Raw genomic sequence first — 26,057 nt, forward strand, 5'->3', positions numbered from 1 at the left:
CTTCTCGTACGTACGGAATCTGTACGTACGGAATTCGTAGGTACGGAAGAGCTCAGAGCTTGCGCAGCGACAGTCGCTGGACCTTGTGGTCCGGGCCCTTGCGGACGACCAGGGTGGCGCGGCCCCGGGTGGGGGCGACGTTCTCCAGGAGGTTGGGGCGGTTGATGGTGCGCCAGGTGTTGCGGGCGTAGTCGAGGGCTTCTTCCTCGGAGACCTGGGTGTACTTGCGGAAGTACGAGAACGGGTTCTGGAAGGCGGTCGCGCGCAGCTTGCGGAACCGGTTGAGGTACCACTGCTCGATGTCCTCGGCGCGGGCGTCGACGTACACCGAGAAGTCGAAGTAGTCGGCGAGGCCGACGCGGGTCTTGCCGTCGCTGCCCGGCAGGGCCGGCTGGAGGACGTTGAGGCCCTCGACGATCAGGATGTCCGGGCGGTGCACGGTGAGACGCTCGCCGGGGACGATGTCGTAGATCAGGTGGGAGTAGACGGGGGCGGTGACCTCGTCCTTCCCGGCCTTCACGTCGGCGACGAAGCGGGTCAGGGCGCGGCGGTCGTACGACTCGGGGAAGCCTTTGCGGGCCATCAGGCCGCGCTTCTCCAGCTCCTTCATCGGGTAGAGGAAGCCGTCGGTGGTGACCAGCTCCACGCGCGGGTGCTCCGGCCAGCGGGCCAGGAGGGCCTGGAGGAGGCGGGCCACGGTGGACTTGCCGACGGCGACGCTGCCCGCGACCCCTATGACGAAGGGGGTGCCGCGCTGGGTGCCGTTCTCGCCGAGGAAGGTGTTGAGGGCACTTCGCAGGTTTCCGGTGGCGCCCACATAGAGGTTGAGGAGGCGGGACAGCGGGAGGTAGATGTCGCGCACCTCGTCGAGGTCGATGACGTCGCCCAGACCTCGCAGCCGCTCGACCTCCTCCGCGGTGAGGGGCAGCGGCGTCTTCTCGCGCAGGGCGCTCCACTCCGTGCGGGTGAGGTCCAGGTACGGGGAGGACTCGGCCCGGCGAGGGGAGCAACGCGTCGGCGAAGTGATCACACAGTCCATTGTCGGGGGTGGGGCCGCCATGTCGCCGGTCGGGCGGGGTGGGGTGGGTCACGTGGGGGACGGGGTTGTACGGGGCCCGGTCTCGATCGGGGCGAGGTGGCGTTGCGTGACGGTCACGATCTTGGCTGCGGTGTGCCTGACGTGGGAATTCGGTGTTCTTGGCGAGGAGCGGGCCTTACATTCCTTGGGCACCACAGAATCCGCGTGGCCGGTAACAGGCAACTGTGCGCGGGGGGAGCACCGTTCGCCGTTTTCGTACCGCTCGGAGGATTACTTTCATGCGTCGCACCGATCTTCGTCGTACCGCTGTCGCTGCCGTGGCCGCGGCTTCGCTGACCCTGCTGGTCGGGGCCTGCGGGGCGGACAAGCCTGCCCCGGACGCTCCGGCCGCGGGCGCTTCCGGCAAGCAGGAGGAGCCCGGCAAGAAGGAGGAGCCCGCGGCGAAGGCGCTGTCGGCTGCCGAGCTGGAGAAGGTCGCCCTCGTGGAGGGTGACCTGGCCACCCACATGGTGCAGAAGGGCACGAAGGCCGACGAGGTCCCGGACGGCGCGGTCAAGGTGGACAAGCCGGAGTGCAAGCTGCTCGGCGACGCCATGGCGGCGGCTCCGATGGGGAAGCCGGTGGCCCACCTGCTGCGCAAGGCCATCGAGAAGCCCGCGAAGATGAAGGTGGACCCGACCGCGTCGGCCGAGGAGAAGGCCAAGGCCGGACTGAACGCGATGACCCAGCCGGTCACGGCGGAGCGGCTCGCCTCGTACGAGGGCAAGGGTGCCCAGGAGGCGTTCGCGAGCCTCAACAAGGCGGGTCAGGCCTGTGGGGGCGGCTTCAACGGCGACCAGGCCGGCGAGAAGGTCAAGATCACCAAGGTGCTCGCGGACACGGTGACCGGCGGCGACGAGGCACAGGGCTGGACGGTCACGATGGACGGCGAGGGCACCGAGGTCGTCATGAAGCTCGCGGCCGTGCGCAAGGGCGGCACGCTCGCCACCTTCTACACGATCAGCCTGGGCGGCACGGTCAAGGCGCAGCCGACGGGTGTCATCGAGGCGCAGCTGAAGAAGCTCGGCTGACCGTTTCTTCTTCTTCGCGTACGCACCCTGCTTCTTCGCGTACGAACCCCGCTCCGGCCGCCGTGCCGGGGCGGGGTTTTTCGTGTCCGTGGGTTCGTGGTGCCGTACGCCGACCATCTGGTCCGGGTGCCGCGTACGCCTACGCTTCTCCAGTCGCTGGTCACCACGGCGCCGTTGCAGGTCTTCGCCTGCGAGCCGGCCGCGGCGCGGGGCAACGAGGTGGACCGGCCGAGGAACCTCGCGAAGTCTGTGACGGTGGAGTGAGTCGGAGCGATTCGGAGCGATTCGGAGTGAGCTGGAGTGAGTAAGTGATTGTTGGGGTCGGGATCGATGTCGCCGAGATCGAGCGGTTCGGGGCGGCGCTGGCGCGTACGCCGCAGATGGCCGAACGCCTCTTCGTGGAGCGGGAGTTGATGCTGCCGAGCGGGGAACGGCGGGGGATCGCCTCGCTGGCGGCGAGGTTCGCGGCCAAGGAGGCCCTGGCGAAGGCGCTGGGAGCGCCGGCGGGACTGCTGTGGACGGACGCGGAGGTGTACGTCGAGGAGACGGGGCAGCCCCGGCTGCGGGTCTCGGGGTCCGTGGCCGCGCGGGCCGAGGCGCTCGGGGTGCGGTCGTGGCACGTGTCGCTCAGCCATGACGCGGGGGTGGCTTCGGCGGTGGTGATCGCGGAGGGGTAGGGGCAGACTCGGTGGCATGCGTACCGCACACAGCGTCGAGACCGTCAGGGCCGTCGAGCGGGAGGCCATGGCCAGGCTTCCGGAGGGCACGCTGATGCAGCGCGCCGCCGCCGGACTGGCCGCCGCCTGCGCCGATCTGCTGGACAGGCGGGTGTACGGGGCGAGGGTCGTGCTGCTCGTCGGCAGCGGCGACAACGGAGGCGACGCCCTCTACGCCGGGGCGCGGCTCGCCCGGCGCGGTGCCGGAGTGACTGCCGTACTGGTCGATGCGCGGCAGCGGGCGCACGCGGGCGGGATCGCGGCACTGCGGGCCGCCGGGGGACGGATCGTGGCAGGACCGCATGAGGCGCACGGGGTGCGCGGGGCGGGTGCTGCGGGATTGGCTGCGGGTGGTGCGGGGTCCGCCGCGTTCGTGGCGCTCGGCCGGGCCCATCTGGTCATGGACGCCATCACCGGCATCGGCGGACGGGGCGGGCTGCGCGCGGAGGTGGTGCCGCTGGTGCGGGCCGCCGAGGCCGCCGCGGCGGTGCTGGTGGCGGTGGACCTGCCGAGCGGGATCGACGCCGACAGCGGGCGGATCGAGGGCGAGTGCGTACGGGCCGACGTGACCGTGACCTTCGGGACGTACAAACCGGGGCTGCTGATCGACCCGGCGAAGGAACGGGCCGGCGTGCTGCGGTTCGTCGACCTCGGGCTGGAGACCGGTGGGACGCCCGCCGACGTGGAGGCGCTCCAGCATGCCGAGGTGGCGGGCCTGTTGCCCGTACCGGCTGCGGAGAGCGACAAGTACCGGCGGGGTGTGGTCGGGATCGTCGCCGGATCGGCGCGCTACCCGGGGGCCGCCGTGCTCGCGGTGGCGGGGGCGCTGCGCGGCGGCGCCGGTGCGGTGCGGTACGTCGGCCGGGGCGGCGCCGCGGTGCTGGCGCGGTTTCCCGAGGTGCTGGTGAGCGACGGGGCGCCCGGGGACGCGGGGCGGGTGCAGGCGTGGGTCGTCGGGCCGGGACTGGACGACCGTACGAAGGACGTGCTGGCAGACGTTCTGGAGTCCGACGCGCCGGTACTGGTCGACGCGGACGGGCTGCGGGCGCTCGACCCGGAGGCGGTACGGAGCCGGACCGCGCCCACCGTGCTGACGCCGCACGCGGGGGAGGCGGCGGCGCTGCTGGGTGTGGCGCGGGCGGAGGTGGAGGCCGAACGGCTGGACTCCGTAAGGAAGTTGGCGGTCAAGTACGGAGCGACGGTCCTGCTCAAGGGCTCGACCACGCTCGTCGCGCCGCCCGACGGGGTACGGCCGGTACGGGTCAACCCCACGGGGACGGGCTGGCTGGCGACGGCAGGCAGCGGGGACGTGCTGTCGGGGCTGACGGGCGCATTGCTGGCGGCCGGCCTGGGAGCGGTCGACGCCGCCTCGGTGGGCGCGTACCTGCACGGCCTTGCGGGACGCAGGGCGGCCCGGGGGGCGCCGGTGGGGGCGGGAGACGTGGCGGGGGAGATCGCGGGGGCTTGGCGGGACGTGAGGGGCGTGGGGGCTGTGGGGCGATGAGGGGTGTGGGGGGCATGGGGGGCATGGGGGACGCCGGGGTCGGGTCGGGAGGTGAGTGAGTCCGGGAGGTGAGTGAGCACTGGGGCGGCCCTCTCGGGAGCCGCCCCGGCGGGGGTGAGGTCCTTTGGGAACTGCCCCGGCGGGGTCAGGTCCTTGGGAACTGTCCCGGCGGGGTCAGGTCCCTCGGGAACCGCCCCAGCGGGGGGGGCAGGCCCTTGGAGAACCGCCCCGGCGGGGGGGCAGGCCCCTCGGGAACCTCCCCAGTGGGGGTCAGGCCCCTCGGGGAACCTCCCCGGCGGGGGGAGGCCCTTTGGGAACCTCCCCGGCGGGGGCAGGCCCCTCGGGAACCTCCCCGGCGGGGGCAGGCCCTCGGGGACCGCCCCGGCGGGGGGCAGGTCCCTCGGGGAGCCGCCTCAGTGTCGTCAGCTCCGCTGTCCGGGTGGGGTGAGTGGGGTGTTCAGGTCCCATTCCACCGGGATGTTCTCGCCGCCGAAGCCCTTGATGACGAGCTCGTCGTCGGTGAGGCGGCGGCCGTTGTCGTGCGAGGTCAGGGCGCGTACGTTCGTGCCCGGCTTGGCGCCCCAGACGTAGACCCTGCTGCCGACGCCGAGCTTGTTCCAGAGGCGTGCCGCGTCGTGCACGTACAGGTTGACGCAACCGCCGGAACCCGCCTCGAAGAGGTCGCCGTGCGTGCCGTGCAGCGCCTGCCCGCCGCTGAAGAACTGGCTGTACGGCATGGGGGCGTTGTTGTAGATGGTGGAGAAGTGGTTCTTGTGCTTCCAGTAGATCCGGTGCCAGCCGGTACGCGTCTCCAGCCCGCGGATGCCGCTGCGGATCGGCACCGGGGCGAAGGTGACCTTCCGTCCCACCTGCACCCAGAGGAGCTGGCGCGGCAGGTCCACGCAGGTGACGGAGTAGCCGTAGCGGATCGGGCACTTGCCCGCCGCGTTCGGGTTCTTGCGGGCCTCGCGGACCAGCAGCAGGCCGTGCGTCTTCGCGGTGGCGCGGCCGTCCGCCGGGTCGATGTTCAGCTGCCGCTGGAGCTTGCGGATGGCGATGCAGTCGGCCACCGACTGCTTGCCGTCGACCTTGAGGCGGAGCTTGCGCTCCAGTTCCTTCTGGTACGGACCGGTGGGCGCGGTACACGGTGGCTCGGGTGCACCAGGGGCAGCGAACGCACCGGGCGTGGCAAGCACATCGGCCGCAGCAAGCGCACCGGGCGCACCAGGGACAGCGGTCGGCACGGCGGCCGAGGCCGACGAAACGGGGACGACGGCCGCCGTCACCGCCACGGCGACGAGGCCGGCCAGAGCGGGTATGCGGGCGAGGTGGGCGCGTTTCATGGTTCCTCAGCTCCTTGAGCGTGCGGCGGGCCCGAGGAAACGAGCCCGCCCGTGGAGTCCATCGGGCGGCCCGCGCGCCCGGCGCGCCACGCACGGCCTGCCGCGCGGGTGACAGCGCAGGCCAAATGTGTGACGTGCGGTGATTTCACGCATACGCGGCGGTGGGCGGTGCCGGTCGCCGGGACGCTCCCCCGCACCGCCTCGACGGGCCCTGTCGTAGCCCTCTGCGAGACTGGGGGCGCGATGACCGTGAAGACCGAGAGCGTGATGAGCCAGGCGATGACCCAGTCGACGACGCGGGCGAGGGCCCGGGCCCCGATGCGCGCGCGTGCGGAGATCGATCTTGCCGCCCTGCGCGCCAACGTCCGGTCCCTGCGCGAGCGTGCCCCGCACGCCGCACTGATGGCCGTCGTGAAGTCGGACGCGTACGGGCACGGCGCGCTGCCGTGCGCCCGCGCCGCCCTCCAGGCCGGTGCGACCTGGCTCGGCACCGCCACCCCGCAGGAGGCGCTCGCCCTGCGCGCCGGCGGGATCACCCCGGCCGACGCGCGCGTCATGTGCTGGCTGTGGACCCCGGGCGACCCGTGGGGCGAGGCCGTCGAGGCGGACCTCGACATGGGGATCAGCGGAATGTGGGCGCTGCGCGAGGTCACCGACGCCGCCCGCGCCCTCGGACGTACGGCAAAGATCCAGCTCAAGGCCGACACGGGCCTCGGCCGCAACGGCTGCCAGCCCGCCGACTGGCCCGACCTGGTCGCCGCCGCCCGCGCCGCCGAGGCGGAGGGCACGGCGAAGGTCACGGGCCTGTGGTCGCACTTCGCGTGCGCCGACGAGCCGGGCCACCCCTCGATCGACCTCCAGCTCACCGCCTTCCGCGAGATGGTCGCGTACGCGGAGGAACAGGGCCTGGCCCCCGAGGTGCGCCACCTCGCCAACTCCCCGGCCACGCTGACGCTTCCGCACGCGCACTTCGATCTCGTACGGACCGGGATCGCGATGTACGGGGTGTCGCCGAGCCCCGAGCTGGGCACGCCCGCCGAGCTGGGCCTGCGCCCGGTGATGACGCTCGCCGCGTCCGTCGCCCTGGTCAAGGACGTCCCGGCGGGCCACGGCGTCAGCTACGGCCACCACTACGTCACCGAGCGCGCCACGACGCTCGGCCTGATCCCGGTCGGGTACGCGGACGGGATCCCGCGGAACGCCTCGGGGCGCGGTCCTGTCCTGGTCGGCGACCGGTGGCGGCGTGCTCGCGGCCGGATCGCGATGGATCAGTTCGTGGTCGATCTCGGCGGTGACGCGGTCGAACCGGGGGAAGAAGCCCTCCTGTTCGGCCCGGGCGACCGGGGTGAGCCGACCGCCGAGGACTGGGCGCAGGCCGCGGACACGATCGCGTACGAGATCGTCACGCGCATCGGTCGGCGCATCCCGCGCGTCCATGTGAACGAGGACCCTTCTCAGGACTCCGCTCAGGACTCCGATCAGGATTCCTCTCAGGGTCCTTCTCAGGACCGGTAGGGCCGGTAGGGCCGGTGGACGGCCAGGGCCGGTAGCAGGACCAGCAGGACCAGCAGGACCGCTAGAACCGGTAGACGGGTACACCACGGGCACACCGTCGGCCCGGCAGGCGCACCAGCGAGGAGCGGCACGTGAGCGAGAGCAGCACGGAGGGCGCGGCTGCCGCGGCACAGGCGGTGACCGAAGCGGTCGCCTCCGGCAACTGGCGCAGGGCCGGCCTGGCCGGAGCGGCCATAGGCGTGGTCGCCGCGGGCGCCGCGGCCGGTGTCGCCGTCGAACGGCTCACCGTCGGCCGCGGCATGCGCAAGAAGGCCCGCCTGGCCCTGGACGCGGCCGGTCCGTACGGCGCGCTGCGCGGCACCCCGGGTACCGCGCTCGCCGACGACGGCACCGAGCTGTACTACGAGACGGACGCGCCGGATCCGGACGTTCCGGCCAAGCGCCGGGGGCTCTTCGGCCGCCGCGTGCCCGCCCCCGTCACCGTCGTCTTCAGCCACGGCTACTGCCTCAACCAGGACTCCTGGCACTTCCAGCGCGCCGCCCTGCGCGGCGCCGTGCACACCGTGCACTGGGACCAGCGCAGCCACGGCCGCTCCGCGCGCGGCATGGCCCAGGCCGACGGCGAGCAGGTCACCATCGACCAGCTCGGCCGCGACCTCAAGACGGTCATCGACGCGGCGGCGCCCGAGGGGCCGCTGGTGCTGGTGGGGCACTCGATGGGCGGGATGACGGTGATGGCGCTGGCCGACCAGTTCCCGGAGCTGATCCGCGAGCGCGTCGTCGGCGTCGCCCTGGTCGGTACGTCGTCGGGGCACATGGGCGAGGTCAACTTCGGGCTGCCGGTCGCGGGCATGAACGCGATACGCCGCTTCCTGCCGCGCGTGCTGCGCACCCTGGGCTCGCAGGCGGAGCTGGTCGAGCGGGGGCGCCGGGCCACCGCGGACCTCTTCGCGGGCATCATCAAGCGGTACTCGTTCGGGTCGCGGGACGTGGACCCGGCGGTCGCCCGGTTCGCGGAGCGTCTGATCGAGGGCACGCCGATCGACGTGGTCGCCGAGTTCTACCCGGCGTTCCAGGACCACGACAAGGCGGCGGCGCTCCAGATCTTCGCGGAGGTGCCGGTGCTGGTGCTGGCCGGCACCAAGGACCTGGTCACGCCGAGCTCGCACAGCGAAGCCATCGCCGAGCTGCTCCCGGACGCGGAACTGGTGCTCGTCCCCGACGCGGGGCACCTGGTGATGCTGGAACTCCCGGAGCTGGTGAACGGGCACCTCTCGGAGCTGCTGGCGCGCGTGGGGGCCGTACCGCCGACGGCTAACGTTGACCAGCATGGAAGCACCGCACAGCGGGGGCGTTGAGAACGCCCCGATCAACTCCCACTCCCTGACCGTCAACTCCCCCGTAGAAATGGGGGAGCTGGGGCGCTCGCTGGCCAAGCTGCTGCGCCCCGGCGATCTCGTGATGCTCACCGGTGAGCTCGGCGCGGGCAAGACCACGCTGACCCGCGGCCTCGGCGAGGGGCTGGGGGTGCGCGGCGCCGTCACCTCGCCGACCTTCGTCATCGCCCGCGTGCACCCGCCGCTCGGGGACGGGCCCGCGCTGGTGCACGTCGACGCGTACCGGCTCGGCGGCGGCCTAGACGAGATGGAGGACCTCGACCTGGACGTCTCGCTGCCCGACTCGGTGATCGTCGTGGAGTGGGGCGAAGGCAAGGTCGAGGAACTCTCGGAGGACCGGCTGCACGTCCTCATCGACCGGGCGACGGGCGACACGGACGACGACGTACGGAGGGTACGGCTCGACGGCATCGGGGCGCGCTGGTCGGGAGAAGGGCTGACGGCGCTGGGGAGCTGACCGGGAACCTGGCCGGGCCGGCTCGGGGCCGGGAGCGGGGCGGGCATCGGTCCGGGAACCTGGCCGGGAACCTGGCCGGGAACCTGGCCGGCGTGCCGTGCGTTCTCCTGGCACACCGTACTTTCCGACAAGGTGTCGGGAAGATGTTGCATCGGGGGTGCCGGGCGTGGTCACATGGGTTCCGAGGCCTTGGTTAGGTCAGCCTAACCACCATCGCCCTGCGCCTGCTCCCGTCGCCCCAGGAGGCGTCCATGTCGGCACCGGAACGAGAAGTCGAGAAGCCCATGACGCCTGCCGCGCCCGCCGCCACCCCGGCTCCGGCCCCCGTCAGCATGAGCGCCCTGCTCGCGTCCTGTGCCGCGGCCACGGCGGTCTCGACCCCGCCCCGCCAGGCCTCCGTGCGTACGAGGGACGGCCGGGACAGCGAAAAGGGGACCGCCGGGCAGCGCGACGCCGCCTAGACGATCCCCTCGTTCGAGTGCGGGGGGCATGGGTGCGGGGCTACGGGACGACGACCACCTTGACGTTGACCGTGGCGAACTCCCACACCGCGGTGCCGTCCGCGCGGCTCAGGCGCACCGCGCCCGTGCCCTCCTGCGGCGTCGCGCCCGGCGTCGGCATCGTCCCGTCGACGGCCGCGCTGAAGCCGACCGTCGTCCCGTCGACGTTCGCGAAGCGCACCACGTGCTCCACCGGCTTGCCGTCGGAGCCCGTGATCTTCACGGAGCGGTTGAGGACCTGATAGGTGTCCGGCGTCGGGCTGACCGCGCTCGGTGCGACCCGGAAGGTCCGCGGCTTGGCGCCGGGCTTCGCCGCGGAGTCCACCAGCCAGATCCGCTTGCCCCCCAGCGAATACACGACCCGGGTGCCGCTGCCGGAGTTCGCGGGCAGTTCCAGCGGCGACGGCTTGCGGACCTTGCCCTTGGGGCCGGTGGCGGTGGGCGAGGCGGACGAGCTGGGTGCGACCGCCGACGCGGGTGCGCTCGCCGACGCCTGGTAGGCGAGGAATCCGACGACGGCGAGTGCCCCCGCGGTGAGCCCGGCCACGATTCCCGAGCTGCTGCTAGCCACCTTGCTGCACCTTTCGTTCCGACTCAGTCCGAGGTTCTGCACGAGGGTTCTGCACGTCTGTTCTGCGCGACTTTGTCGTGACGGTAGCAGCAGGCGTACGGCGTGGACGGACGCCGTGCTTCCGCTGCGCGGGCCGTAGGCTGTTTGTGTGCTCCTGCTCGCCGTTGATACCGCCACCCCTGCCGTCACCGTCGCCCTCCACGACGGTTCTTCCGTCGTTGCCGAGACCACCAGGGTCGACGCGCGCCGGCACGGGGAACTGCTGCTGCCCCTCATCGACTCGACCCTCCGCGAGGCCGGTCTGAAGCTCGATGCCGTCACCGGTCTGGTCGTGGGCGTGGGCCCGGGTCCGTACACCGGACTCCGCGTCGGCCTCGCGACCGCCGAGACCTTCGGGTTCGCCCTCGGCGTCCCCGTGCACGGCCTGTGCACGCTGGACGCGCTGGCGTACGCGGCGGGGACGGGCCCCGGGGGCGGTGTCGAAGGCCCCTTCGCGGTGGCGACCGACGCCCGCCGCAAGGAGGTCTACTGGGCGCGGTACGACGACGCGCGCACCCGCACCACCGAGCCCGCCGTGGACCGCCCCGCCGAGATCGCGGAGCGGCTCGCGGGCCTGCCGGTGGCCGGGGCCGGCGCGCTCCTCTACCCGGAGGCCTTCCCTGACGCGCGGGGCCCCGAGCACGTGTCGGCGGCGGCGCTCGCCTCGCTGGCCGCCGAGAAGCTGGCCGCGGGGACGGAGTTCCTGGCGCCGCTTCCCCTCTACCTGCGCCGCCCCGACGCGCAGGTGCCCAAGAACTACAAGGTGGTCACCCCCAAGTGACCCCCGCGGCAAGCGAGCCGAGCGACCGGGCCGATGCGGATGCGGCCGTCCTGCGCGAGATGCGCTGGTGGGACATCGAGCCCGTGCTCGCCCTGGAGCACGAACTCTTCCCCGAGGATGCCTGGTCGCCCGGCATGTTCTGGTCCGAGCTGGCGTACGCGCGCGGCCCCCGCGCCACCCGCCGCTACGTCGTGGCCGAGGACCGGGAGACCGGCCGCCTCGTCGGGTACGCGGGCTTCGCCGCCGCGGGAGACCTCGGCGACGTGCAGACCATCGCGGTCTCCCGCGACCAGTGGGGCACGGGCCTCGGTGCCCGCCTCCTCGCCGACCTCCTCAAGCACGCGACCGCCTTCGAGTGCACCGAGGTGCTGCTCGAAGTGCGCGTCGACAACACCCGCGCACAGCGGCTCTACGAGCGTTTCGGGTTCGAGCCGATCGGCTTCCGCCGCGGCTACTACCAGCCAGGCAACATCGACGCGCTCGTGATGCGGCGTACGACGACCGAAGAGACAGAAGAGATCCAGCCATGAACCTCACGAGCGGTATCGACGAGCCCCTGGTCCTCGGCATCGAGACCTCCTGCGACGAGACGGGCGTCGGCATCGTCCGCGGTACGACGCTGCTCGCCGACGCGGTCGCGTCCAGCGTGGACACACACGCCAGGTTCGGCGGCGTGGTCCCCGAGATCGCCTCCCGCGCACACCTGGAAGCGATGGTTCCGACCATCGAGCGGGCCCTGAAGGACGCCGGGATCGCCGCGTCCGACCTGGACGGCATCGCCGTCACCGCAGGTCCCGGCCTCGCGGGCGCCCTCCTCGTCGGCACGACGGCGGCCAAGGCGTACGCGTACGCCCTCGGCAAGCCCCTCTACGGCGTCAACCACCTCGCCTCCCACATCTGCGTCGACCAGCTCGAACACGGCAAGCTCCCCGAGCCGACCATGGCGCTCCTGGTCAGCGGCGGGCACTCGTCACTGCTCCTCGCTCCCGACATCACCTCCGACGTACGCCCCCTGGGCGCGACCATCGACGACGCGGCGGGCGAGGCCTTCGACAAGATCGCCCGCGTGCTCCACCTCGGCTTCCCCGGCGGCCCGGTCATCGACCGCCTCGCCAGGGAGGGCGACCCGAAGGCGATCGCGTTCCCGCGCGGTCTGACCGGCTCGCGCGACCCGGCGTACGACTTCTCCTTCTCCGGCCTCAAGACGTCCGTGGCGCGCTGGATCGAGGCGAAGCGGAACGCGGGCGAGGAGGTGCCGGTGCGCGACGTGGCGGCGTCCTTCCAGGAGGCGGTCGTCGACGTCCTGACCAGGAAGGCCGTACGCGCCTGCAAGGACGAGGGCGTCGACCACCTGATGATCGGCGGCGGCGTCGCCGCGAACTCCCGGCTGCGGGCGCTCGCCCAGGAGCGCTGCGAGAGGGCGGGCATCACGCTGCGGGTGCCGCGCCCCGGCCTGTGCACGGACAACGGAGCGATGGTCGCGGCGCTGGGTGCCGAGATGGTGGCCCGGGGCAGGCCCGCCTCCGGCTGGGACCTGTCGGCCGACTCCTCGCTGCCGGTGACGGAACCGCACGTTCCGGCCCATGCGCACAGCCACGGGGACGGGGACGGGGACGGCCACACGCATGGCCATACGCACGGTCACGGTCACGGGCATGCCCACGACCACGATCACGTCCACGAGATCAGCAAGGACAACCTCTACTCATGACCCTCGCGCTGATGTGGGAGGCCCGCGCCGTCGACGGCAAGGGCCCCGAGCTCCTTGAGTGGGCCTACGCCCAGGCGGAGGTCCTCGCCACCCCGCCGCTGCGCCGCGAGATCTTCCGGGCGCCGCAGGACCGGGTTCTCGTACTCACGTGGTGGGACGCTCCGTACGACGCGCAACTGCCCGAACTGCCGGAGCCCGACGCCGAGCTGATCTCCAGGCCGGTGCACAGGTGGCGGTTCGAATCGGTGGAGCGGCGGCCCTAGGGGCGAGTCGCACGGCTGGGCCATACGGCTGACTCCCGAGTGGCGTTAACCGCTTTTCGGACAATTCGACTTGAGACTCGGCGGTGCCAGGGGTCACCCCCGCCGCTCGTCGAGAAAGTGAGTCCGCCGTATGTTCGTTTCGCAGCTGAAGGTGGCCCAGGCCGCTCTGGGTGCCGTGTCCCTGGGCGTCGTGCTCGCGGTGTGCGCGCCGACCGGTGCCGTCGCCGCGCCGGTCGCGCCCGTCGCCGCCGCTTCGCAGGCGGCTGAATCCGCACAGGCCGTCGCTGCCCGCCACGGCGTCGGCGGCAGGGTGACCTCGCACACCGGTCAGATCGTCCGGGCCCACCCGACCACGCACTCCGCGAACATCGGCTCGTACCGTTCGCACGCCATCGTCCGCATCGCCTGCAAGGTGCGCGGCCAGAACGTCGGCGGCAACACGATCTGGTTCAAGCTGTGGGACCGCTCCGGCTGGATGAGCGCGAAGTACGTCGACAACTTCAGTTACGTCGGATGGTGCGGCCACGGCCACCGCGCGGGGGCGGGCACCGCCGAGCCCGCGGAATCCGCGGGCCTGGCGGCAACGGCCGTGCCCGCGAGCCCCGCCGCTCCCGCGAGCCCTGCCGCTCCCTTGAGCCCTGCCGACCCTGCGGCACCGGTGGGGTGACGGCCCAGGCCGGCTCCACCGCTACGGCTTCACCAGCGGGCCGCGGCCCGAAGACCGTCGGGTCTCCGGCCGCGGCCCGTCCGCGTGCCCCTGCCGCCCAGGCATGCCTCACCGCGCGCCGCGCCTCCGCCCGTGGCAGCCTCGTACGAGTACCCACCAAGGAGGCGGCACGTCCATGACCAGGGTCGATGTCCACGCGCACTACTTCCCCGAGCTCTACCTCGACATGCTCGACGAGCTCCACGGGTCGCCCGCCACGACCACCGGGCTGCGTGGCGAGGGCGGCGGGAGCACCCCGCGGGAGATCGACGCCCGCATCGCCGCCATGGACGCCGCCGGGGTCGACGTGCAGGTGCTGTCCGCGCCGCCCCTCACCCCGTACTTCGGCGATGCCTCGCAGGCGCTCGGTGCCGCGCGCGTCGCCAACGCCGCGTACGCCGACCTGATCCGCGCCCACCCCACCCGCTTCCGGGCCCTCGCCGCGCTCCCGCTCCCCAACGGTCTCGCGGCGGGCGACGAACTGGGCCGTTCCGTCGACGAGTTGGGATTCCTGGGTGCGGCCGTCACCACGACCGTCCTCGGACGCCCGCTCTCCGACCCGGAGTTCGTCCCGCTCCTCGACGCGCTGGAGCTGCGCGGCGCCGTACTCCTGCTGCATCCCACGGGCGGGGAGGATTCCCCACAGGCGTACGAAGGCCTGGACCTGACCCCGTACCCGAGCATCCGGCTGATCACCACCGGCGGCGCTCCGCCCGACCGCCCCGTCAACCCCTTCCACCACCACGCGGTCGCCGACGCGGACGCCCTGCGACGGGCGGCCGTGACGTTCGGCCCGGAGAGGCTGCTGCTGGGCAGCGGATATCCGTACCGTACGGGCGTGTTCGACGCGCTCGTGCCCGAGGGGAACGCGGCGGAACTCCTACGGCTCTAAGCCTCTTCTGCCGAAGCGCCGTACCCTGGTCGCACACGCTGCACCGGGGGAAAGGGGCGCGAAATGGCCTGGTACTGGTGGATATTCATCTTCTTCATGATGGGCGGCTTCGGCGGGCTCGCCAACATGGGCCGACAGGCGCTCGCCACCCGCCACGAGCGCCAGTTGCAGCGCATCGAGGTGCAGCGCCAGGAGCGTCAGGCGATCGAGGCGGCCAAGAAGCCGCCGGAGCCGATCTGCGGCTGTACGCACCACCTCGCCAAGCACGACAAGGCAGGCAAGTGCCACGAGGCGGTCGAGACGCCCACCGCCTGGGACGAGAACAAGAAGCCGATCCGCTTCGAGCCAGGCACCTGCAACTGCCAGCAGTACGTGGGCCCGCAGCCGCTCTCGCAGGTGTACGCGGACGAACTGACGGACCTCTAGAGCGGACGGACCTCTAGCGCGGGCGGGCCTCTGTAGCGGGCGGTCCTCTGGGCGGGCGGTCCTCTGGGCGGACGGATCTCCTGGGCCGCCGGGCCCTTCGACCCGGCCGTTCGTACGGCTCGGGGTGCGCGGTAGCGTCGACGCGGCCCCTGCCTGCTCCGTACGTACGAAGGACACTCATGCCCCGCCCGCCCCTCCCGCCGCCTCCGCCCGCCCCCGAGATCTGGGCCTGGCCGCACCGGGAGGCGATGCTGACCGACCGGGCGCGCGCGATGGAGGAGCTGGGCCGCAGGTGGCTCGGGGCGTCGGCGGCCGTCGGATTCTGGCTGTACGGGGTGCTGCTCGCGGTCGGGTGGGGGTGCGTCGGCGTCGCGCTCCAGTCCTTCGAGAACGGCATGTTCCCCGAGATCCTGATCGGCGGCGTCTTCCTCGTACCGGGCATCGGGGCGATCGTGCCCGCCGTCATCCTGCTGTGGCTGGGCGTGAAACGCGACCGGACGATACGCGAACGGCTGCGCGCCTGGGCCGAGTTGGGCTCCGACCCGGCCGTCGACGCCCGGCTGTGCGCCCCGGCCCGCAGTCTCGGCTGGCTGCTTCCCTCCTTCGTGCTCGCGGTGGTGGGTCTGTGGACCTCGCTGGGGTACGCGGCGACCGCGCGCCCGGGGTCGTCGACGTACGCGGACGCCACCTACTTCATCGGCTTCGGCTGCGTGATGTGGGTGGTGGGGCTGCTGGGATCGGTCAAGGCGGTGAGCCACTACCGGTGGGCGGTACGGGTGCCGGGGCGTCGGCGCACCGTGTCGCAGACCGGGCAGGGCTGACCGGAGCCGGCTGGACCGGGCAGGGCTGACCGGACCCGGCTACTCGTCCCGTGCGGCCTGCCACACCCACGCCGTACGCCGCTCGCGGCCGGGGAGGTCGCCGCGACCCGTGCACCAGAGCAACACGTGCGCCGGATCGCTGTCGGGAGCGTCGGCGGCCCCGGGGGCATCGGGGAAGAGCCGCTCCAGCACGAAGGCGCTCAGCCGGGCCGGGGGAACCCACTGCACCTTGAGGCCCCGCGTGATGTCGTACGTGTGGAGCATCGCCTCGGCCACCCCCATCGCCTCGAACCCGGTCGGATCGCACGGGCCCCAGTGGTACGCCCGCACCTCGGGGCCGGAGGCGGCCAGCGTGGCGCCGAGCATTGCGCCGGCGGCGGCGATCACGCGCAGGACGTCACCCGGGGCGGCCCCGGGCCGCACGGTCAGGTCCATCGGCAGATAGCGGTCCGTCGGACGGGCCGCCAACTGCCCCGCGTACGCGGTCAGATCGTGTGCGATGTGCGCGGCGGTCTCCCAGCAGGACCAGGTCAGGGATCCGGCGGGGACGGACCAGTCGGCACCGCTGGTGTCCCCGGCGCAGGGTCCGAGCACGCGCTGCAATTCGCTCAGTGCGTCTTCCAGATAGGTCATGCGGGCGACCCTACGCAGGTGTCTCGCGCCGTACGGGATCGATCGGCCAGGACTCGGAGCCGGGAGCCGGGAGCTGGGGGCCGGGATCCGGAGCCGGCGAGGGTGCGGGCCGCCGGATCGCTGGTTCAGGGCCGCGTGCGAGCATCCCCGTATGAAGAGATTCGAGGTCGTCACGCGTATCGGGACTTCGCCCGCGGCCGTGTTCGACCTCTCGCTGGACGTGGATCTGCACACGGCCTCGATGGCCGGTTCGGGCGAGCGGATCGTCGGGGGTGTGCGGGCCGGACGGATGGTGCTCGGGGACGCCGTCACCTGGGAGGCCAGGCACTTCGGCGTGCGGTGGCGGATGACTTCACGCATCACGGCGTACGAACGGCCGGGGCACTTCGTGGACGAGCAGGTGACCGGGCCGTTCAAGCGGTGGCACCACGCGCACTGGTTCGAGCCGGACGGACACGGCGGGACGGTGATGCGGGACGTCGTCGAATTCGCGGCGCCACTGGGGTGGTTGGGGACGGGCGTGGAAGCGGTGGCGCTCGACCGGTACATGCGGGGGCTCATCGCGGCGCGCAATGTGCATGTGCGGGAGTGCGCGGAGAAGGGCGACTGAGTCCCCGTCGGCCTGCCCGCCCCGTCCGCCTGCCCGCCCCGCCCGTCCGCCCGCCCGACCCGTACGGCCTGGTCAGGCCGGGTGGCCGAGCAGCATGGTCGGGGCGCCGGCGACGCGGGTGAGGAAGACGGTCGCGGAGTTCTTGCCGGAGAGCTTCATCTTCTTGCGGAGCTCCTCCGGCTCGACGGCCGAGCCGCGCTTCTTGATGGTGAGGATGCCGACCTCGCGCTCGCGAAGGAGGGCCTTCAACTTCTTTACGCCGAAGGGGAGTTGGTCGGTGATCTCGTACGGGGTGGCGTACGGGGTGGGGCGTAGCGCGTCGGCGGTGATGTACGCGATCGTCTCGTCGATCAGGCCGCCTTCCAGCTCCTCGGCCGCCTCGGCGACGAGGTGGGCGCGGATGACGGCGCCGTCGGGCTCGTAGAGGTAGCGGCCGACCTTGCGGACGTCGGGGTTGGGGAGGCCGCGGCCGACGAGGGTCGCACCAGAGGGGAGGAGCGTGGCGCGGCGGGTGCCGCCGACGATCTCCCGGTCCTGGTCCCGGCCCTGGCTGCTGGGCGCGTGCCAGAGGACCGCTTCCTTCACGTCGCCGTTGTCGGAGATCCACTCGGCCTCGAAGTCGTCGGGGACGAGCTCGTGGGGGATGCCGGGGGCGATCTTGATGGCGCCGGCGCCGACCTCGCGCACCGCCTCGATGGAGAAGGAGAGGGGCGGGGAGTACGCCTCGGGGTCGAAGATCCGGCCGCGGGCGCCCGACCTGCGGGCCGGGTCGATGAAGAGGGACTGCGCGCCGGTCAGGTCGTACGTCAGGACGTCGGCCTGTACGACGGTGAGCGCGGCGGGGTCGGGGAGGAGGGCCCGCGCGTTGGCGCGGGCGGCGAGGCAGGTGGCGGGGTCGAGGTCGACGGCGGTGACGGCCAGGCCCGCGCGGGCCATGGCGAGGGCGTCGCCGCCGATGCCGCCGCAGAGGTCGAGGACGTGGGGAGTGGCGGCGGGGACGAGGGTACGGAACCGGGCCGCCCGGTGGTCGGCGACCGACTTGCGGGTGGACTGCTCGACCCCGTTGGGCGTGAAGTACATCCGGTGCGCGTCCTCGGCGCCGAACTTCGCGGCCGCCCGCTGCCGCAGCCGGGCCTGGGCGAGTGCCGCCGACACCAGCTCGACGGGATGGTCGCGGCGCAGCCGGGTCGCGAGCGCCAGGGCCTGGGCGGGGTCGTAGTCCCGCAGCTCGGCTAGGAGGGCCTGGCCCTCGGGGGTGAGGAGGGCACGGAAGGCGGCGAGGGCGGCGGTCTCGGTGCTGGTGCTGGTGGTGGCGCCGGTGGTGTCCGGGGTGCCTGGGCCGCCCGGGGTGTCTGCGCCGACGGCGGCGTCGGTGGTGCCAGGGCCGGTGGTGGCGCCGGAGGTACCAGCGGCGCCGGAGGTGCCGGAGGCGTCGGCGTTGTCGTTGCCGGAGGGGCGGCCGGAGTGGTTCGTCACCCGTCCCATTGTGGTCCAGCCCGGCAGAACCGCCCGACCCGCCCGCCCCACCCCCCCTGTGGGCCAGGTGGGACCCTCTGTGGGCCAGGTGGGCGACCGTCCGTGCCCCCTCCCCGTGTCGCCCACCCCCCGCCCCGCCCCGCTGACAGGATGCGGCGCCATGCGACTTGTACGACAAGCAGAAGAAAGAGGGCTCTCTGTGGATATCTCGGGAGCAGTCGGGCGCAGGCGGGGCACCATGGCGGTAGCGGTTCTGGTGACGGCCGCGATCGCCTCGGGGTGCGCGACCCCGGCAGAGGAGAAGACGGGCGGGCGGGGCGGGTCCGCCGTCGGGAAGGAGTCGGGGGAGCTGGGGGAGTCGGGGGAGGGGCGGAAGGCGGTGGACGGCGCGGGCGGCGCCCTGCTCTCGCCCGCCGAGAAGCTGCGGCGCGAGCAGGCCGCGGCCAAGGCCGCGCAGGCGGCCCGGGTGGTGGCGGCCAGGCGCTGGGGGCTGGCGCAGACGCCGCTGGCCGTGCCTCCGGCGCCCAGGGCCAAGCCGAAGATCAAGACCCGGCAGGGCTTCGAGGTGGACGGGCACGTCTCGGAGGGACTGCCGCCGGTCTTCACGACGGTGCCGGTCAAGGACAGGGTCGTGTTCCTGACCATCGACGACGGGGCCGAGAAGGACCCCGAGCTGATCCGGATGATGGCCGAGCTGAAGATCCCGTACAGCGCGTTCCTCTCCGACTACCTGGTGAAGGAGGACTACGCGTACTTCAAGAAGATGCAGCGCAAGGGCGTGGCCCTGCACAACCACACCCTCAACCACCGCTATCTGCCCGGCCTTTCGTACGACGGGCAGAAGCGCGAGATCTGCGGCCAGCAGTCCAACATCGAGAAGCGCTACGGCAAGCGCCCTCCGCTCTTCCGCCCGCCGTACGGCAACTACAACAAGGACACGCTGCTCGCCGCCAAGACCTGCGGGGTGAAGGCGGTCCCGCTGTGGGCGGCGGAGGCCTTCCCGGACCGGATGGAATGGCGCGAATGGGACAAGGACCTGCACCCCGGCGACATCGTCCTCACCCATTTCCGGGGGCGGGGTGACTGGAAGGGGTCCATGCCCGACATGATTCGTCGCGTCATGAAGACGATCACCGCCAAGGGTTACGCCGTGGCCAAGCTGGAGGATTACGTGTGATGCGAGGACGGGCACGCCGGTCGGGACTGTGGGTGGCGGGGGCTGTGGCGGTCGGTGTGCTCGTCGCGGGGGTGAGCGGATGTGCGGGGCCAGGGGCCGGGGACGGCTCCGGCGCACCGCCGGAAGGGACCGCGGCGGAGGCTGCGACGCCCGGACGGGCGACGCCCGAGAAGGCGGCGCCCGCGCCCGCCGCACCGGGGACCGACGCCCGGGGCGTACCCCTGAAGGCGTACGCGCGCTGGGGCCTGGCGGGCCCCCTCGCGCCGGTCCCGGCGCGCCCGGACCGTAAGCCCGTGCTCAAGGCGTCAGGACCGCCCGTCGTCCTGGACCGGGTCCGCACCCGCGACAAGGTCGTCTTCCTGACCTTCGACGACGGGGCGGAGAAGGACCCCCGGTTCGTCAAGATGGTCGGGGAGCTGAAGCTCCCGATCAGCATGTTCCTGACGGACAGCGTCGCCGGGAGCGACTACGACCACTTCAAGCACCTGCGCGACGCGGGCGGCGGCACGATCCAGAACCACACCACGGGACACGCGAACCTGCGGACGCTGTCGTACGAGGGTCAGCGCAAGCAGATCTGCGGCCAGCAGGACCGTCTGGCGGCCCGCTTCGGCACCCGCCCCACCCTCTTCCGCCCGCCGTACGGCAACTACAACGACGACACGGTGCGCGCGGCCGGCAGCTGCGGCGTGCGGGCCCTCGTCCTGTGGCGCGAGTCGATGCAGATCCACAACATGCGCTACGCGGAGGGCGACCGCCTCAAGTCCGGTGACATCGTCCTCGCCCACTTCCGCGGCCCGGACGAGCTCAAGGGCTCGACCATCACCGAGATGACGACCCGCATGCTGCGCAGGATCCAGGACCAGGGGTTCACGGTGGCGCGGCTGGAGGACTATCTGTGACCTGCCCCGGCGGGCCCCGGGACCACTCCCAGGGGGCGTCCGAGCCACTCCCGGGGGGCTTGAATTGGCACTCCGCTTGACCGAGTGCTAACCGCGTCATAGTCTCGGCCCTGGCACTCACCACTGGAGAGTGCCAACACAGCGACAGGCAGGTCCGGCACCCGCGACGACGGATCCACCTGGTCGCCACCCCAGACTGTTAACCCCGTGAGATCTCCGAAGGGGGAGACCGGATCGTGACGACCGCAAGCTCCAAGGTTGCCATCAAGCCGCTTGAGGACCGCATCGTGGTCCAGCCGCTCGACGCCGAGCAGACCACGGCCTCCGGCCTGGTCATCCCGGACACCGCGAAGGAGAAGCCCCAGGAGGGCGTCGTCCTCGCCGTGGGCCCGGGCCGCTTCGAGAACGGCGAGCGCCTGCCGCTCGACGTCTCCGTCGGCGACGTAGTGCTGTACAGCAAGTACGGCGGCACCGAAGTGAAGTACAGCGGCGAGGAGTACCTCGTCCTCTCGGCCCGCGACGTTCTCGCCATCATCGAGAAGTAGGCAGCCGAGAAGCACTTAGCTTCCGCATTGCTTGATCTGCGCCCCTGGCCCCCGCTCACACGCCGGGTGGTCAGGGGCGTAGCTCGTTTTCACGTAGGCCCGCGGTTCACCCCGGCCGGGCCGCGTGCTTGCGCAGTTCGTATTCCGAGAGGACTTGAAAAGCTCCATGGCGAAGATCCTGAAGTTCGACGAGGACGCCCGTCGCGCCCTTGAGCGCGGCGTCAACAAGCTTGCCGACACCGTGAAGGTGACGATCGGCCCCCGTGGCCGCAACGTCGTCATCGACAAGAAGTTCGGCGCCCCGACCATCACCAACGACGGTGTCACCATCGCGCGTGAGGTCGAGCTCGACGACCCGTACGAGAACCTCGGCGCCCAGCTGGTGAAGGAGGTGGCGACCAAGACCAACGACATCGCGGGTGACGGTACGACCACCGCCACCGTGCTGGCCCAGGCGCTGGTCCGCGAGGGTCTGCGCAACGTCGCCGCGGGTGCCTCCCCGGCCGCCCTGAAGAAGGGCATCGACGCCGCGGTCAAGGCCGTGTCCGAGGAGCTCCTCGCGACCGCCCGCCCGATCGAGGACAAGTCCGACATCGCTGCCGTGGCCGCGCTCTCCGCGCAGGACCAGCAGGTCGGCGAGCTCATCGCCGAGGCGATGGACAAGGTCGGCAAGGACGGTGTCATCACCGTCGAGGAGTCCAACACCTTCGGCCTGGAGCTCGACTTCACCGAGGGCATGGCCTTCGACAAGGGCTACCTCTCGCCGTACATGGTGACCGACCAGGAGCGTATGGAGGCCGTCCTCGACGACCCGTACATCCTGATCCACCAGGGCAAGATCGGCTCGATCCAGGACCTGCTGCCGCTCCTGGAGAAGGTCATCGGCGCCGGTGGCTCCAAGCCGCTGCTGATCATCGCCGAGGACGTCGAGGGCGAGGCGCTCTCCACCCTCGTCGTCAACAAGATCCGCGGCACGTTCAACGCCGTGGCCGTCAAGGCCCCGGGCTTCGGCGACCGCCGCAAGGCGATGCTCGGTGACATGGCCACCCTCACCGGTGCCACCGTCATCGCGGAAGAGGTCGGCCTCAAGCTCGACCAGTCCGGTCTGGACGTCCTGGGCACCGCCCGCCGCGTCACGATCTCCAAGGACGACACGGTCATCGTCGACGGCGGGGGCAACTCCGAGGACGTCAAGGGCCGCGTCAACCAGATCAAGGCCGAGATCGAGTCCACGGACTCCGACTGGGACCGCGAGAAGCTGCAGGAGCGCCTGGCGAAGCTCGCCGGTGGCGTCTGCGTCATCAAGGTCGGTGCCGCGACCGAGGTCGAGCTCAAGGAGAAGAAGCACCGTCTGGAGGACGCCATCTCCGCGACCCGCGCCGCGGTCGAGGAAGGCATCGTCTCCGGTGGTGGCTCCGCGCTCGTCCACGCCGTGAAGGTCCTTGAGGGCAACCTCGGCAAGACCGGCGACGAGGCCACGGGTGTCGCGGTCGTCCGCCGCGCCGCCGTCGAGCCGCTGCGCTGGATCGCCGAGAACGCCGGCCTTGAGGGCTACGTCATCACCTCCAAGGTCGCCGACCTGGAGGCCGGGCAGGGCTTCAACGCCGCCACCGGCGAGTACGGCGACCTGGTCAAGGCCGGCGTCATCGACCCGGTCAAGGTCACCCGCTCCGCCCTGGAGAACGCCGCGTCCATCGCGTCGCTGCTGCTCACGACCGAGACCCTGGTCGTCGAGAAGCCGGCCGAGGACGAGGGCGACGCCGGTCACGGCGGCCACGGCCACTCCCACTGAGCTCAGGCTCAGTCGGTAGTACGGCCGGTTTCGGCCGTACGTCACTGAAGCCCGGTCCCCACCTTCGTGGCGGGGGCCGGGCTTCGGTGCGTGGTGGCGGGGCCGGGCGGTTGGTGTTCCCTGCGGCACGCGCTACGCGGAGTGCCCGAGCGCGTCACGGTGGACCGGCTCCGAGAACGGCGCCCCCGCCGCGTACCGCTCCAACTCACCCAGCGCATGGTCCGCCATCCGATGCAGCTCGTTCCCGAACGACCCCGCCATGTGCGGGGTGAGCAGCACATTAGGCAGGGTGTAGAACGGCGAACCGGCGGGCGGGAGTTCGGGCTCGGTCACGTCCAGTACGGCTTCCAGGCGGCCTGAGCGCAAATGCTCCAGGAGCCCCGCCTCGTCGACCAGTGAGCCCCGCGACGTGTTGATCAGCGTCGCCCCGTCCGGCATCGCCGCCAGCTGTGCGGCGCCGATCATGTGGTGGGTCTCGGGGAGCTGCGGGGCGTGCACGGAGACGACCGAGCTGCGGGCGCAGAGGCCGGCCAAGTCCGTTGATTCGGCGCCGAGTCCGGCTGCTTCGGACGTACTCACGTACGGGTCGTACAGCAGCGTGTGCACGTCGAAGGGGCGCAGCAGCTCGATGACGCGGCGGCCGATCCGGGAGGCGCCGACGATGCCGACGGTGCGGCGGTAGTTGCCCGAGGAGTGCAGCTCGGTGCGCCAGTCGTGGGCGGCGCCGTTCAACTCCCGGTACTTCAGCGCTGCTTGGCGGACCTGCTTGCCCGCGGAGAGGATCGCGGCGAGCGTGTACTCGGCGACGGGCAGGGCGTTGGCCCCGGCAGCCGCGCTGACGAGCAGGCCGCGGTCCCAGCAGGCCGGGGTGATGTGGTGCTTGACGGAACCCGCGGCGTGCACGACGGCGCGGAGTTTCGGGGCGCGGGCCAGGACCTCGGGGGTGAGCGGGGTCGCACCCCAACAGGTGAGCAGCACCTCCGCCCCGGCGAGCGCCGTCGCGTACGCGGGGGAGTGCAGGTCGTGGGCGACCAGGTGCGGGTCGGTGCGGGCGATCCGGGCCAGGCGGGTGCGGTGCTCGTCGGTGAGGAGGCGTTCGGCGATGCCGGGGGCCATGGCGAGGAGGGTCGCGGGGCGATTGTCAGTGGCGTGGTGCATGGTGGAACTCAGGTCTCCTCATCGGTTCGTTCGGCGCTCGGACCCCGGGTGCTGCACCCGTCACTTGACGCTGCCGGCCGTGAGCCCGGCCTTCCAGTGCCGCTGGAGGGAGACGAAGGCGACGATCAGGGGGATGACGGCGAGGAGGGAGCCGGTGACGACCATCGGGAGGTACGTCGGCTCGGCGTGGGCGCCCGAGTTCCATGCGTACAGGCCGAGGCTCAGCGGGAAGAGCTTCTGGTCCGAGAGCATCACCAGGGGGAGGAAGAAGTTGTTCCAGATCGCGGTGAACTGGAAGAGGAAGACGGTCACGAAGCCCGGCATGACCATGGGCAGACCGATCGAGAGGAAGATCCGCAGCTCGCCCGCGCCGTCGATACGGGCGGCCTCCAGGGCCTCGTTCGGGATGTAGCCCGCGCTGAAGACCCGGGAGAGGTAGACGCCGAAGGGGTGCACCAGGACCGGCAGCAGGACCGACCAGTAGGTGTTGACCAGCCCGATCCTGCTGGCCAGCAGGTACATCGGCAGGGCGAGCGCGGTCGTCGGGACCAGCACCCCGAGCAGCACCGTGGAGAACAGCTTCTCCTTGCCCCGGAAGGCGTACTTGTCGAAGGCGTAGCCCGCGGCCACGCTCACCAGCGAACTGAGCACGGCCCCCGCACCCGCGTACAGCAGGGAGTTGCCGTACCAGCGGAAGTAGATGCCGTCGCCGTGCGAGGCCAGGTCGGAGAGGTTCCGGCCGAGGTCGAAGCCCTCGAAGGAGAAGGCGTTGCCCGCGAGCAGTCCGCCGGCGTCCTTGGTGGCGGCGGTGAGCAGCCAGACCAGGGGGAAGAGCATGTAGAGCGTGGCGAGGACGAGCGCGCCGTTGACCGCCGTACGGGAAAGCCAGCGGTTGCCGGGAGAGGTGCCTGCGTGGGTGCTCATGCGGTCGCCACCTTCTTGGCCTTCTTCTGGCCGGCGTTCCCCTGACCGGCCCGCTTCCGGTCGGCCTTCTTCCGGTCGGCGTTGTTCTGGCCGGCGTTCTTCTGCTTGCGTCCGCCCGCCAGCCTGGTCACCACGAACGACAGCAGTGCGGCCGTGAGGGCGAGGAGCACGGAGGCGGCTGCGGCCAGCCCGTAGTCGTTGCGGTCGAAGGCCGCGGTGTAGGCGTACATGTTCGGCGTCCAGGTGGAGGTGACGGCGGAACCCGTGCCCTTGTTGAGGATCAGCGGTTCGGTGAACAGCTGGAGCGAGCCGATGACCGTGAACAGCGCGACCATCACCACCGAGGCCCTGATCAGCGGCACCTTGATGCTGAAGGCGGTGCGCCAGGCCCCCGCCCCGTCCACCGTGGCCGCCTCCAGGACGGACCGGTCGACGGCCTGGAGGGCTGCGTAGAAGATCACCATGTTGTAGCCGAGCCACTCCCACAGCGCGATGTTGACCACCGAGGGCAGGGCGCCCGAGGGCGAGAAGAAGTCGAAGCCGATCCCGCCGGCCTCCATCGCGTCGACCACCGGGCTGAGCTGCGGTGTGTACAGGTACACCCAGATCAGCGCGGCGATGATGCCGGGCACGGCGTGCGGCAGGAACAGCGCGAGCTGGAAGAAACGACGCGCGCGGGCGAGCGCCGAGTCGAGCAGCAGCGCCAGCGCGAGGGCTCCGCCGATCATCAGCGGGATGTAGAGCGCGCAGTACCCGAGGAGTACGACGAAGCCCTCGCGGAAGGCCGGATCGCCCAGCGCGGAGGCGTAGTTGTCGAGTCCGCTGAACACGGTCTCGACCCCGCCGAAGCCCAGCCCCGACTGCTTCTCGCTGAACAGGCTGAGCCACACCGCGTATCCGATCGGCACGACCATGACCAGGACGAACAGCACGAAGAAGGGAGTGAGGAAGAGGGCTGCGGCGGCATTGGTACGGGCGCGGGCGGCCGAGCGGGCCCGGCCCGGGGCGCGCGACGGCCGGGCGGCGGGGTCGACCGGCCCGGCACCGGAAGCGCCGGGCCGGGTACCGGCCTTGGTGGTGGTCATGGTG

29 protein-coding genes are annotated in these 26,057 nt (G+C 71.8%); 21 read left to right on the forward strand and 8 right to left on the reverse strand.

All coding sequences use genetic code 11. The features are described 5' to 3' along the window. Nucleotides 1-52: 52 nt before the first annotated feature. Nucleotides 53-1,039 carry a type I pantothenate kinase gene (coaA, locus tag ACWGIG_RS10475; protein WP_453321139.1) on the reverse strand — a complete coding sequence of 329 codons (987 nt, stop codon included), beginning with the start codon at nt 1,037-1,039 and terminating at the stop codon, nt 53-55. 278 nt (nt 1,040-1,317) lie between these two features. On the opposite strand from coaA, the gene ACWGIG_RS10480 reads away from it, so the two are divergent. From ACWGIG_RS10480 to ACWGIG_RS10495, 4 genes are all read left to right on the forward strand, one after another. Continuing rightward, nucleotides 1,318-2,109: a hypothetical protein gene (locus ACWGIG_RS10480; RefSeq protein WP_453321140.1), complete on the forward strand. Its 792-nt coding sequence runs from the start codon at nt 1,318-1,320 to the stop codon at nt 2,107-2,109. Nucleotides 2,110-2,235: 126 nt separating this feature from the next. After that, the gene (locus tag ACWGIG_RS10485; protein ID WP_453321177.1) at nt 2,236-2,373 is read left to right on the forward strand and encodes a hypothetical protein; all 138 of its coding nucleotides are present in this window, start codon (nt 2,236-2,238) and stop codon (nt 2,371-2,373) included. Between the two features lie 44 nt (nt 2,374-2,417). Continuing rightward, complete coding sequence (locus ACWGIG_RS10490) at nt 2,418-2,786, forward strand: holo-ACP synthase (protein WP_453321141.1); 369 nt, start codon at nt 2,418-2,420, stop codon at nt 2,784-2,786. A 16-nt stretch (nt 2,787-2,802) separates the two neighbouring features. Beyond that, nucleotides 2,803-4,329, forward strand: coding sequence for an NAD(P)H-hydrate dehydratase (locus ACWGIG_RS10495; protein ID WP_453321142.1), 1,527 nt, complete (start codon nt 2,803-2,805; stop codon nt 4,327-4,329). Between the two features lie 422 nt (nt 4,330-4,751). Here the strand turns inward: ACWGIG_RS10495 and ACWGIG_RS10500 are convergent, their stop codons facing one another. After that, nucleotides 4,752-5,672 carry a L,D-transpeptidase gene (locus tag ACWGIG_RS10500; protein ID WP_453321143.1) on the reverse strand — a complete coding sequence of 307 codons (921 nt, stop codon included), beginning with the start codon at nt 5,670-5,672 and terminating at the stop codon, nt 4,752-4,754. 279 nt (nt 5,673-5,951) lie between these two features. On the opposite strand from ACWGIG_RS10500, the gene alr reads away from it, so the two are divergent. The 4 genes from alr (at nt 5,952) to ACWGIG_RS10520 (ending at nt 9,502) form a co-directional block, all read left to right on the forward strand. Further along, the gene (alr, locus tag ACWGIG_RS10505) at nt 5,952-7,187 is read left to right on the forward strand and encodes an alanine racemase (protein ID WP_453321174.1); all 1,236 of its coding nucleotides are present in this window, start codon (nt 5,952-5,954) and stop codon (nt 7,185-7,187) included. A 131-nt stretch (nt 7,188-7,318) separates the two neighbouring features. Beyond that, nucleotides 7,319-8,545, forward strand: coding sequence for an alpha/beta fold hydrolase (locus tag ACWGIG_RS10510; protein ID WP_453321144.1), 1,227 nt, complete (start codon nt 7,319-7,321; stop codon nt 8,543-8,545). Then, nucleotides 8,517-9,041 carry a tRNA (adenosine(37)-N6)-threonylcarbamoyltransferase complex ATPase subunit type 1 TsaE gene (gene tsaE, locus ACWGIG_RS10515; protein ID WP_453321145.1) on the forward strand — a complete coding sequence of 175 codons (525 nt, stop codon included), beginning with the start codon at nt 8,517-8,519 and terminating at the stop codon, nt 9,039-9,041. The genes ACWGIG_RS10510 and tsaE overlap by 29 nt, the downstream gene beginning before the upstream one ends. Nucleotides 9,042-9,292: 251 nt before the next feature. Then, a complete protein-coding gene (locus ACWGIG_RS10520) occupies nt 9,293-9,502 on the forward strand; it encodes a hypothetical protein (RefSeq protein WP_453321146.1) in 210 nt (69 codons plus the stop codon). Nucleotides 9,503-9,542: 40 nt separating this feature from the next. Here the strand turns inward: ACWGIG_RS10520 and ACWGIG_RS10525 are convergent, their stop codons facing one another. Beyond that, nucleotides 9,543-10,112 (reverse strand): hypothetical protein, encoded by a 570-nt coding sequence (locus tag ACWGIG_RS10525; RefSeq protein WP_453321147.1) that lies wholly within the window; start codon nt 10,110-10,112, stop codon nt 9,543-9,545. 148 nt (nt 10,113-10,260) lie between these two features. Here ACWGIG_RS10525 and tsaB point away from each other — a divergent pair, with 148 nt between their 5' ends. The 8 genes from tsaB to ACWGIG_RS10565 all read left to right on the forward strand — a co-directional run bounded on the left by tsaB (nt 10,261) and on the right by ACWGIG_RS10565 (nt 15,751). Then, a complete protein-coding gene (gene tsaB / locus ACWGIG_RS10530) occupies nt 10,261-10,932 on the forward strand; it encodes a tRNA (adenosine(37)-N6)-threonylcarbamoyltransferase complex dimerization subunit type 1 TsaB (RefSeq protein WP_453321148.1) in 672 nt (223 codons plus the stop codon). 59 nt (nt 10,933-10,991) lie between these two features. Further along, nucleotides 10,992-11,462 (forward strand): ribosomal protein S18-alanine N-acetyltransferase, encoded by a 471-nt coding sequence (rimI, locus tag ACWGIG_RS10535; RefSeq protein WP_453321175.1) that lies wholly within the window; start codon nt 10,992-10,994, stop codon nt 11,460-11,462. After that, a complete protein-coding gene (gene tsaD / locus ACWGIG_RS10540) occupies nt 11,459-12,643 on the forward strand; it encodes a tRNA (adenosine(37)-N6)-threonylcarbamoyltransferase complex transferase subunit TsaD (protein ID WP_453321149.1) in 1,185 nt (394 codons plus the stop codon). The genes rimI and tsaD overlap by 4 nt, the downstream gene beginning before the upstream one ends. Beyond that, on the forward strand, nt 12,640-12,906 hold the full coding sequence (locus ACWGIG_RS10545) for a hypothetical protein (protein WP_453321150.1): 267 nt from the start codon (nt 12,640-12,642) through the stop codon (nt 12,904-12,906). The genes tsaD and ACWGIG_RS10545 overlap by 4 nt, the downstream gene beginning before the upstream one ends. 130 nt (nt 12,907-13,036) lie before the next feature. Beyond that, on the forward strand, nt 13,037-13,573 hold the full coding sequence (locus ACWGIG_RS10550; protein ID WP_453321151.1) for a hypothetical protein: 537 nt from the start codon (nt 13,037-13,039) through the stop codon (nt 13,571-13,573). A gap of 175 nt (nt 13,574-13,748) precedes the next feature. Continuing rightward, the gene (locus tag ACWGIG_RS10555) at nt 13,749-14,504 is read left to right on the forward strand and encodes an amidohydrolase family protein (protein ID WP_453321152.1); all 756 of its coding nucleotides are present in this window, start codon (nt 13,749-13,751) and stop codon (nt 14,502-14,504) included. Nucleotides 14,505-14,567: 63 nt separating this feature from the next. Further along, the gene (locus tag ACWGIG_RS10560; protein WP_453321153.1) at nt 14,568-14,930 is read left to right on the forward strand and encodes a hypothetical protein; all 363 of its coding nucleotides are present in this window, start codon (nt 14,568-14,570) and stop codon (nt 14,928-14,930) included. Between the two features lie 179 nt (nt 14,931-15,109). Further along, nucleotides 15,110-15,751, forward strand: coding sequence for a hypothetical protein (locus ACWGIG_RS10565; protein ID WP_453321154.1), 642 nt, complete (start codon nt 15,110-15,112; stop codon nt 15,749-15,751). Between the two features lie 39 nt (nt 15,752-15,790). Here ACWGIG_RS10565 and ACWGIG_RS10570 read toward each other — a convergent pair whose 3' ends face one another. Next, nucleotides 15,791-16,384 carry a hypothetical protein gene (locus ACWGIG_RS10570; protein ID WP_453321155.1) on the reverse strand — a complete coding sequence of 198 codons (594 nt, stop codon included), beginning with the start codon at nt 16,382-16,384 and terminating at the stop codon, nt 15,791-15,793. A 151-nt stretch (nt 16,385-16,535) separates the two neighbouring features. Here ACWGIG_RS10570 and ACWGIG_RS10575 point away from each other — a divergent pair, with 151 nt between their 5' ends. Continuing rightward, nucleotides 16,536-16,994, forward strand: coding sequence for an SRPBCC family protein (locus ACWGIG_RS10575; RefSeq protein ID WP_453321156.1), 459 nt, complete (start codon nt 16,536-16,538; stop codon nt 16,992-16,994). A 72-nt stretch (nt 16,995-17,066) separates the two neighbouring features. Here ACWGIG_RS10575 and ACWGIG_RS10580 read toward each other — a convergent pair whose 3' ends face one another. Further along, nucleotides 17,067-18,221 (reverse strand): THUMP-like domain-containing protein, encoded by a 1,155-nt coding sequence (locus ACWGIG_RS10580; RefSeq protein ID WP_453321176.1) that lies wholly within the window; start codon nt 18,219-18,221, stop codon nt 17,067-17,069. Nucleotides 18,222-18,630: 409 nt separating this feature from the next. Here ACWGIG_RS10580 and ACWGIG_RS10585 point away from each other — a divergent pair, with 409 nt between their 5' ends. The 4 genes from ACWGIG_RS10585 (at nt 18,631) to groL (ending at nt 22,886) form a co-directional block, all read left to right on the forward strand. After that, nucleotides 18,631-19,647: a polysaccharide deacetylase family protein gene (locus ACWGIG_RS10585; RefSeq protein WP_453321157.1), complete on the forward strand. Its 1,017-nt coding sequence runs from the start codon at nt 18,631-18,633 to the stop codon at nt 19,645-19,647. Beyond that, nucleotides 19,647-20,549 (forward strand): polysaccharide deacetylase family protein, encoded by a 903-nt coding sequence (locus ACWGIG_RS10590; protein ID WP_453321158.1) that lies wholly within the window; start codon nt 19,647-19,649, stop codon nt 20,547-20,549. Before ACWGIG_RS10585 ends, ACWGIG_RS10590 begins: the two co-directional genes overlap by 1 nt. 236 nt (nt 20,550-20,785) lie before the next feature. Next, nucleotides 20,786-21,094 (forward strand): co-chaperone GroES, encoded by a 309-nt coding sequence (gene groES, locus ACWGIG_RS10595; RefSeq protein ID WP_185028083.1) that lies wholly within the window; start codon nt 20,786-20,788, stop codon nt 21,092-21,094. A gap of 166 nt (nt 21,095-21,260) precedes the next feature. Next, complete coding sequence (groL, locus tag ACWGIG_RS10600; RefSeq protein WP_453321159.1) at nt 21,261-22,886, forward strand: chaperonin GroEL; 1,626 nt, start codon at nt 21,261-21,263, stop codon at nt 22,884-22,886. Between the two features lie 132 nt (nt 22,887-23,018). Here groL and ACWGIG_RS10605 read toward each other — a convergent pair whose 3' ends face one another. Genes ACWGIG_RS10605 through ACWGIG_RS10615 form a run of 3 tightly spaced genes read right to left on the reverse strand, consistent with a single transcriptional unit; the run spans nt 23,019 to nt 26,053 of the window. Then, nucleotides 23,019-24,044: a hydroxyacid dehydrogenase gene (locus ACWGIG_RS10605; protein WP_453321160.1), complete on the reverse strand. Its 1,026-nt coding sequence runs from the start codon at nt 24,042-24,044 to the stop codon at nt 23,019-23,021. Between the two features lie 60 nt (nt 24,045-24,104). Next, on the reverse strand, nt 24,105-24,968 hold the full coding sequence (locus ACWGIG_RS10610) for a carbohydrate ABC transporter permease (protein WP_453321161.1): 864 nt from the start codon (nt 24,966-24,968) through the stop codon (nt 24,105-24,107). Then, on the reverse strand, nt 24,965-26,053 hold the full coding sequence (locus tag ACWGIG_RS10615; protein WP_453321162.1) for a carbohydrate ABC transporter permease: 1,089 nt from the start codon (nt 26,051-26,053) through the stop codon (nt 24,965-24,967). Before ACWGIG_RS10615 ends, ACWGIG_RS10610 begins: the two co-directional genes overlap by 4 nt. Nucleotides 26,054-26,057 lie beyond the last annotated feature (4 nt).

The sequence above is a fragment of the Streptomyces sp. NPDC054863 genome (assembly GCF_053610825.1).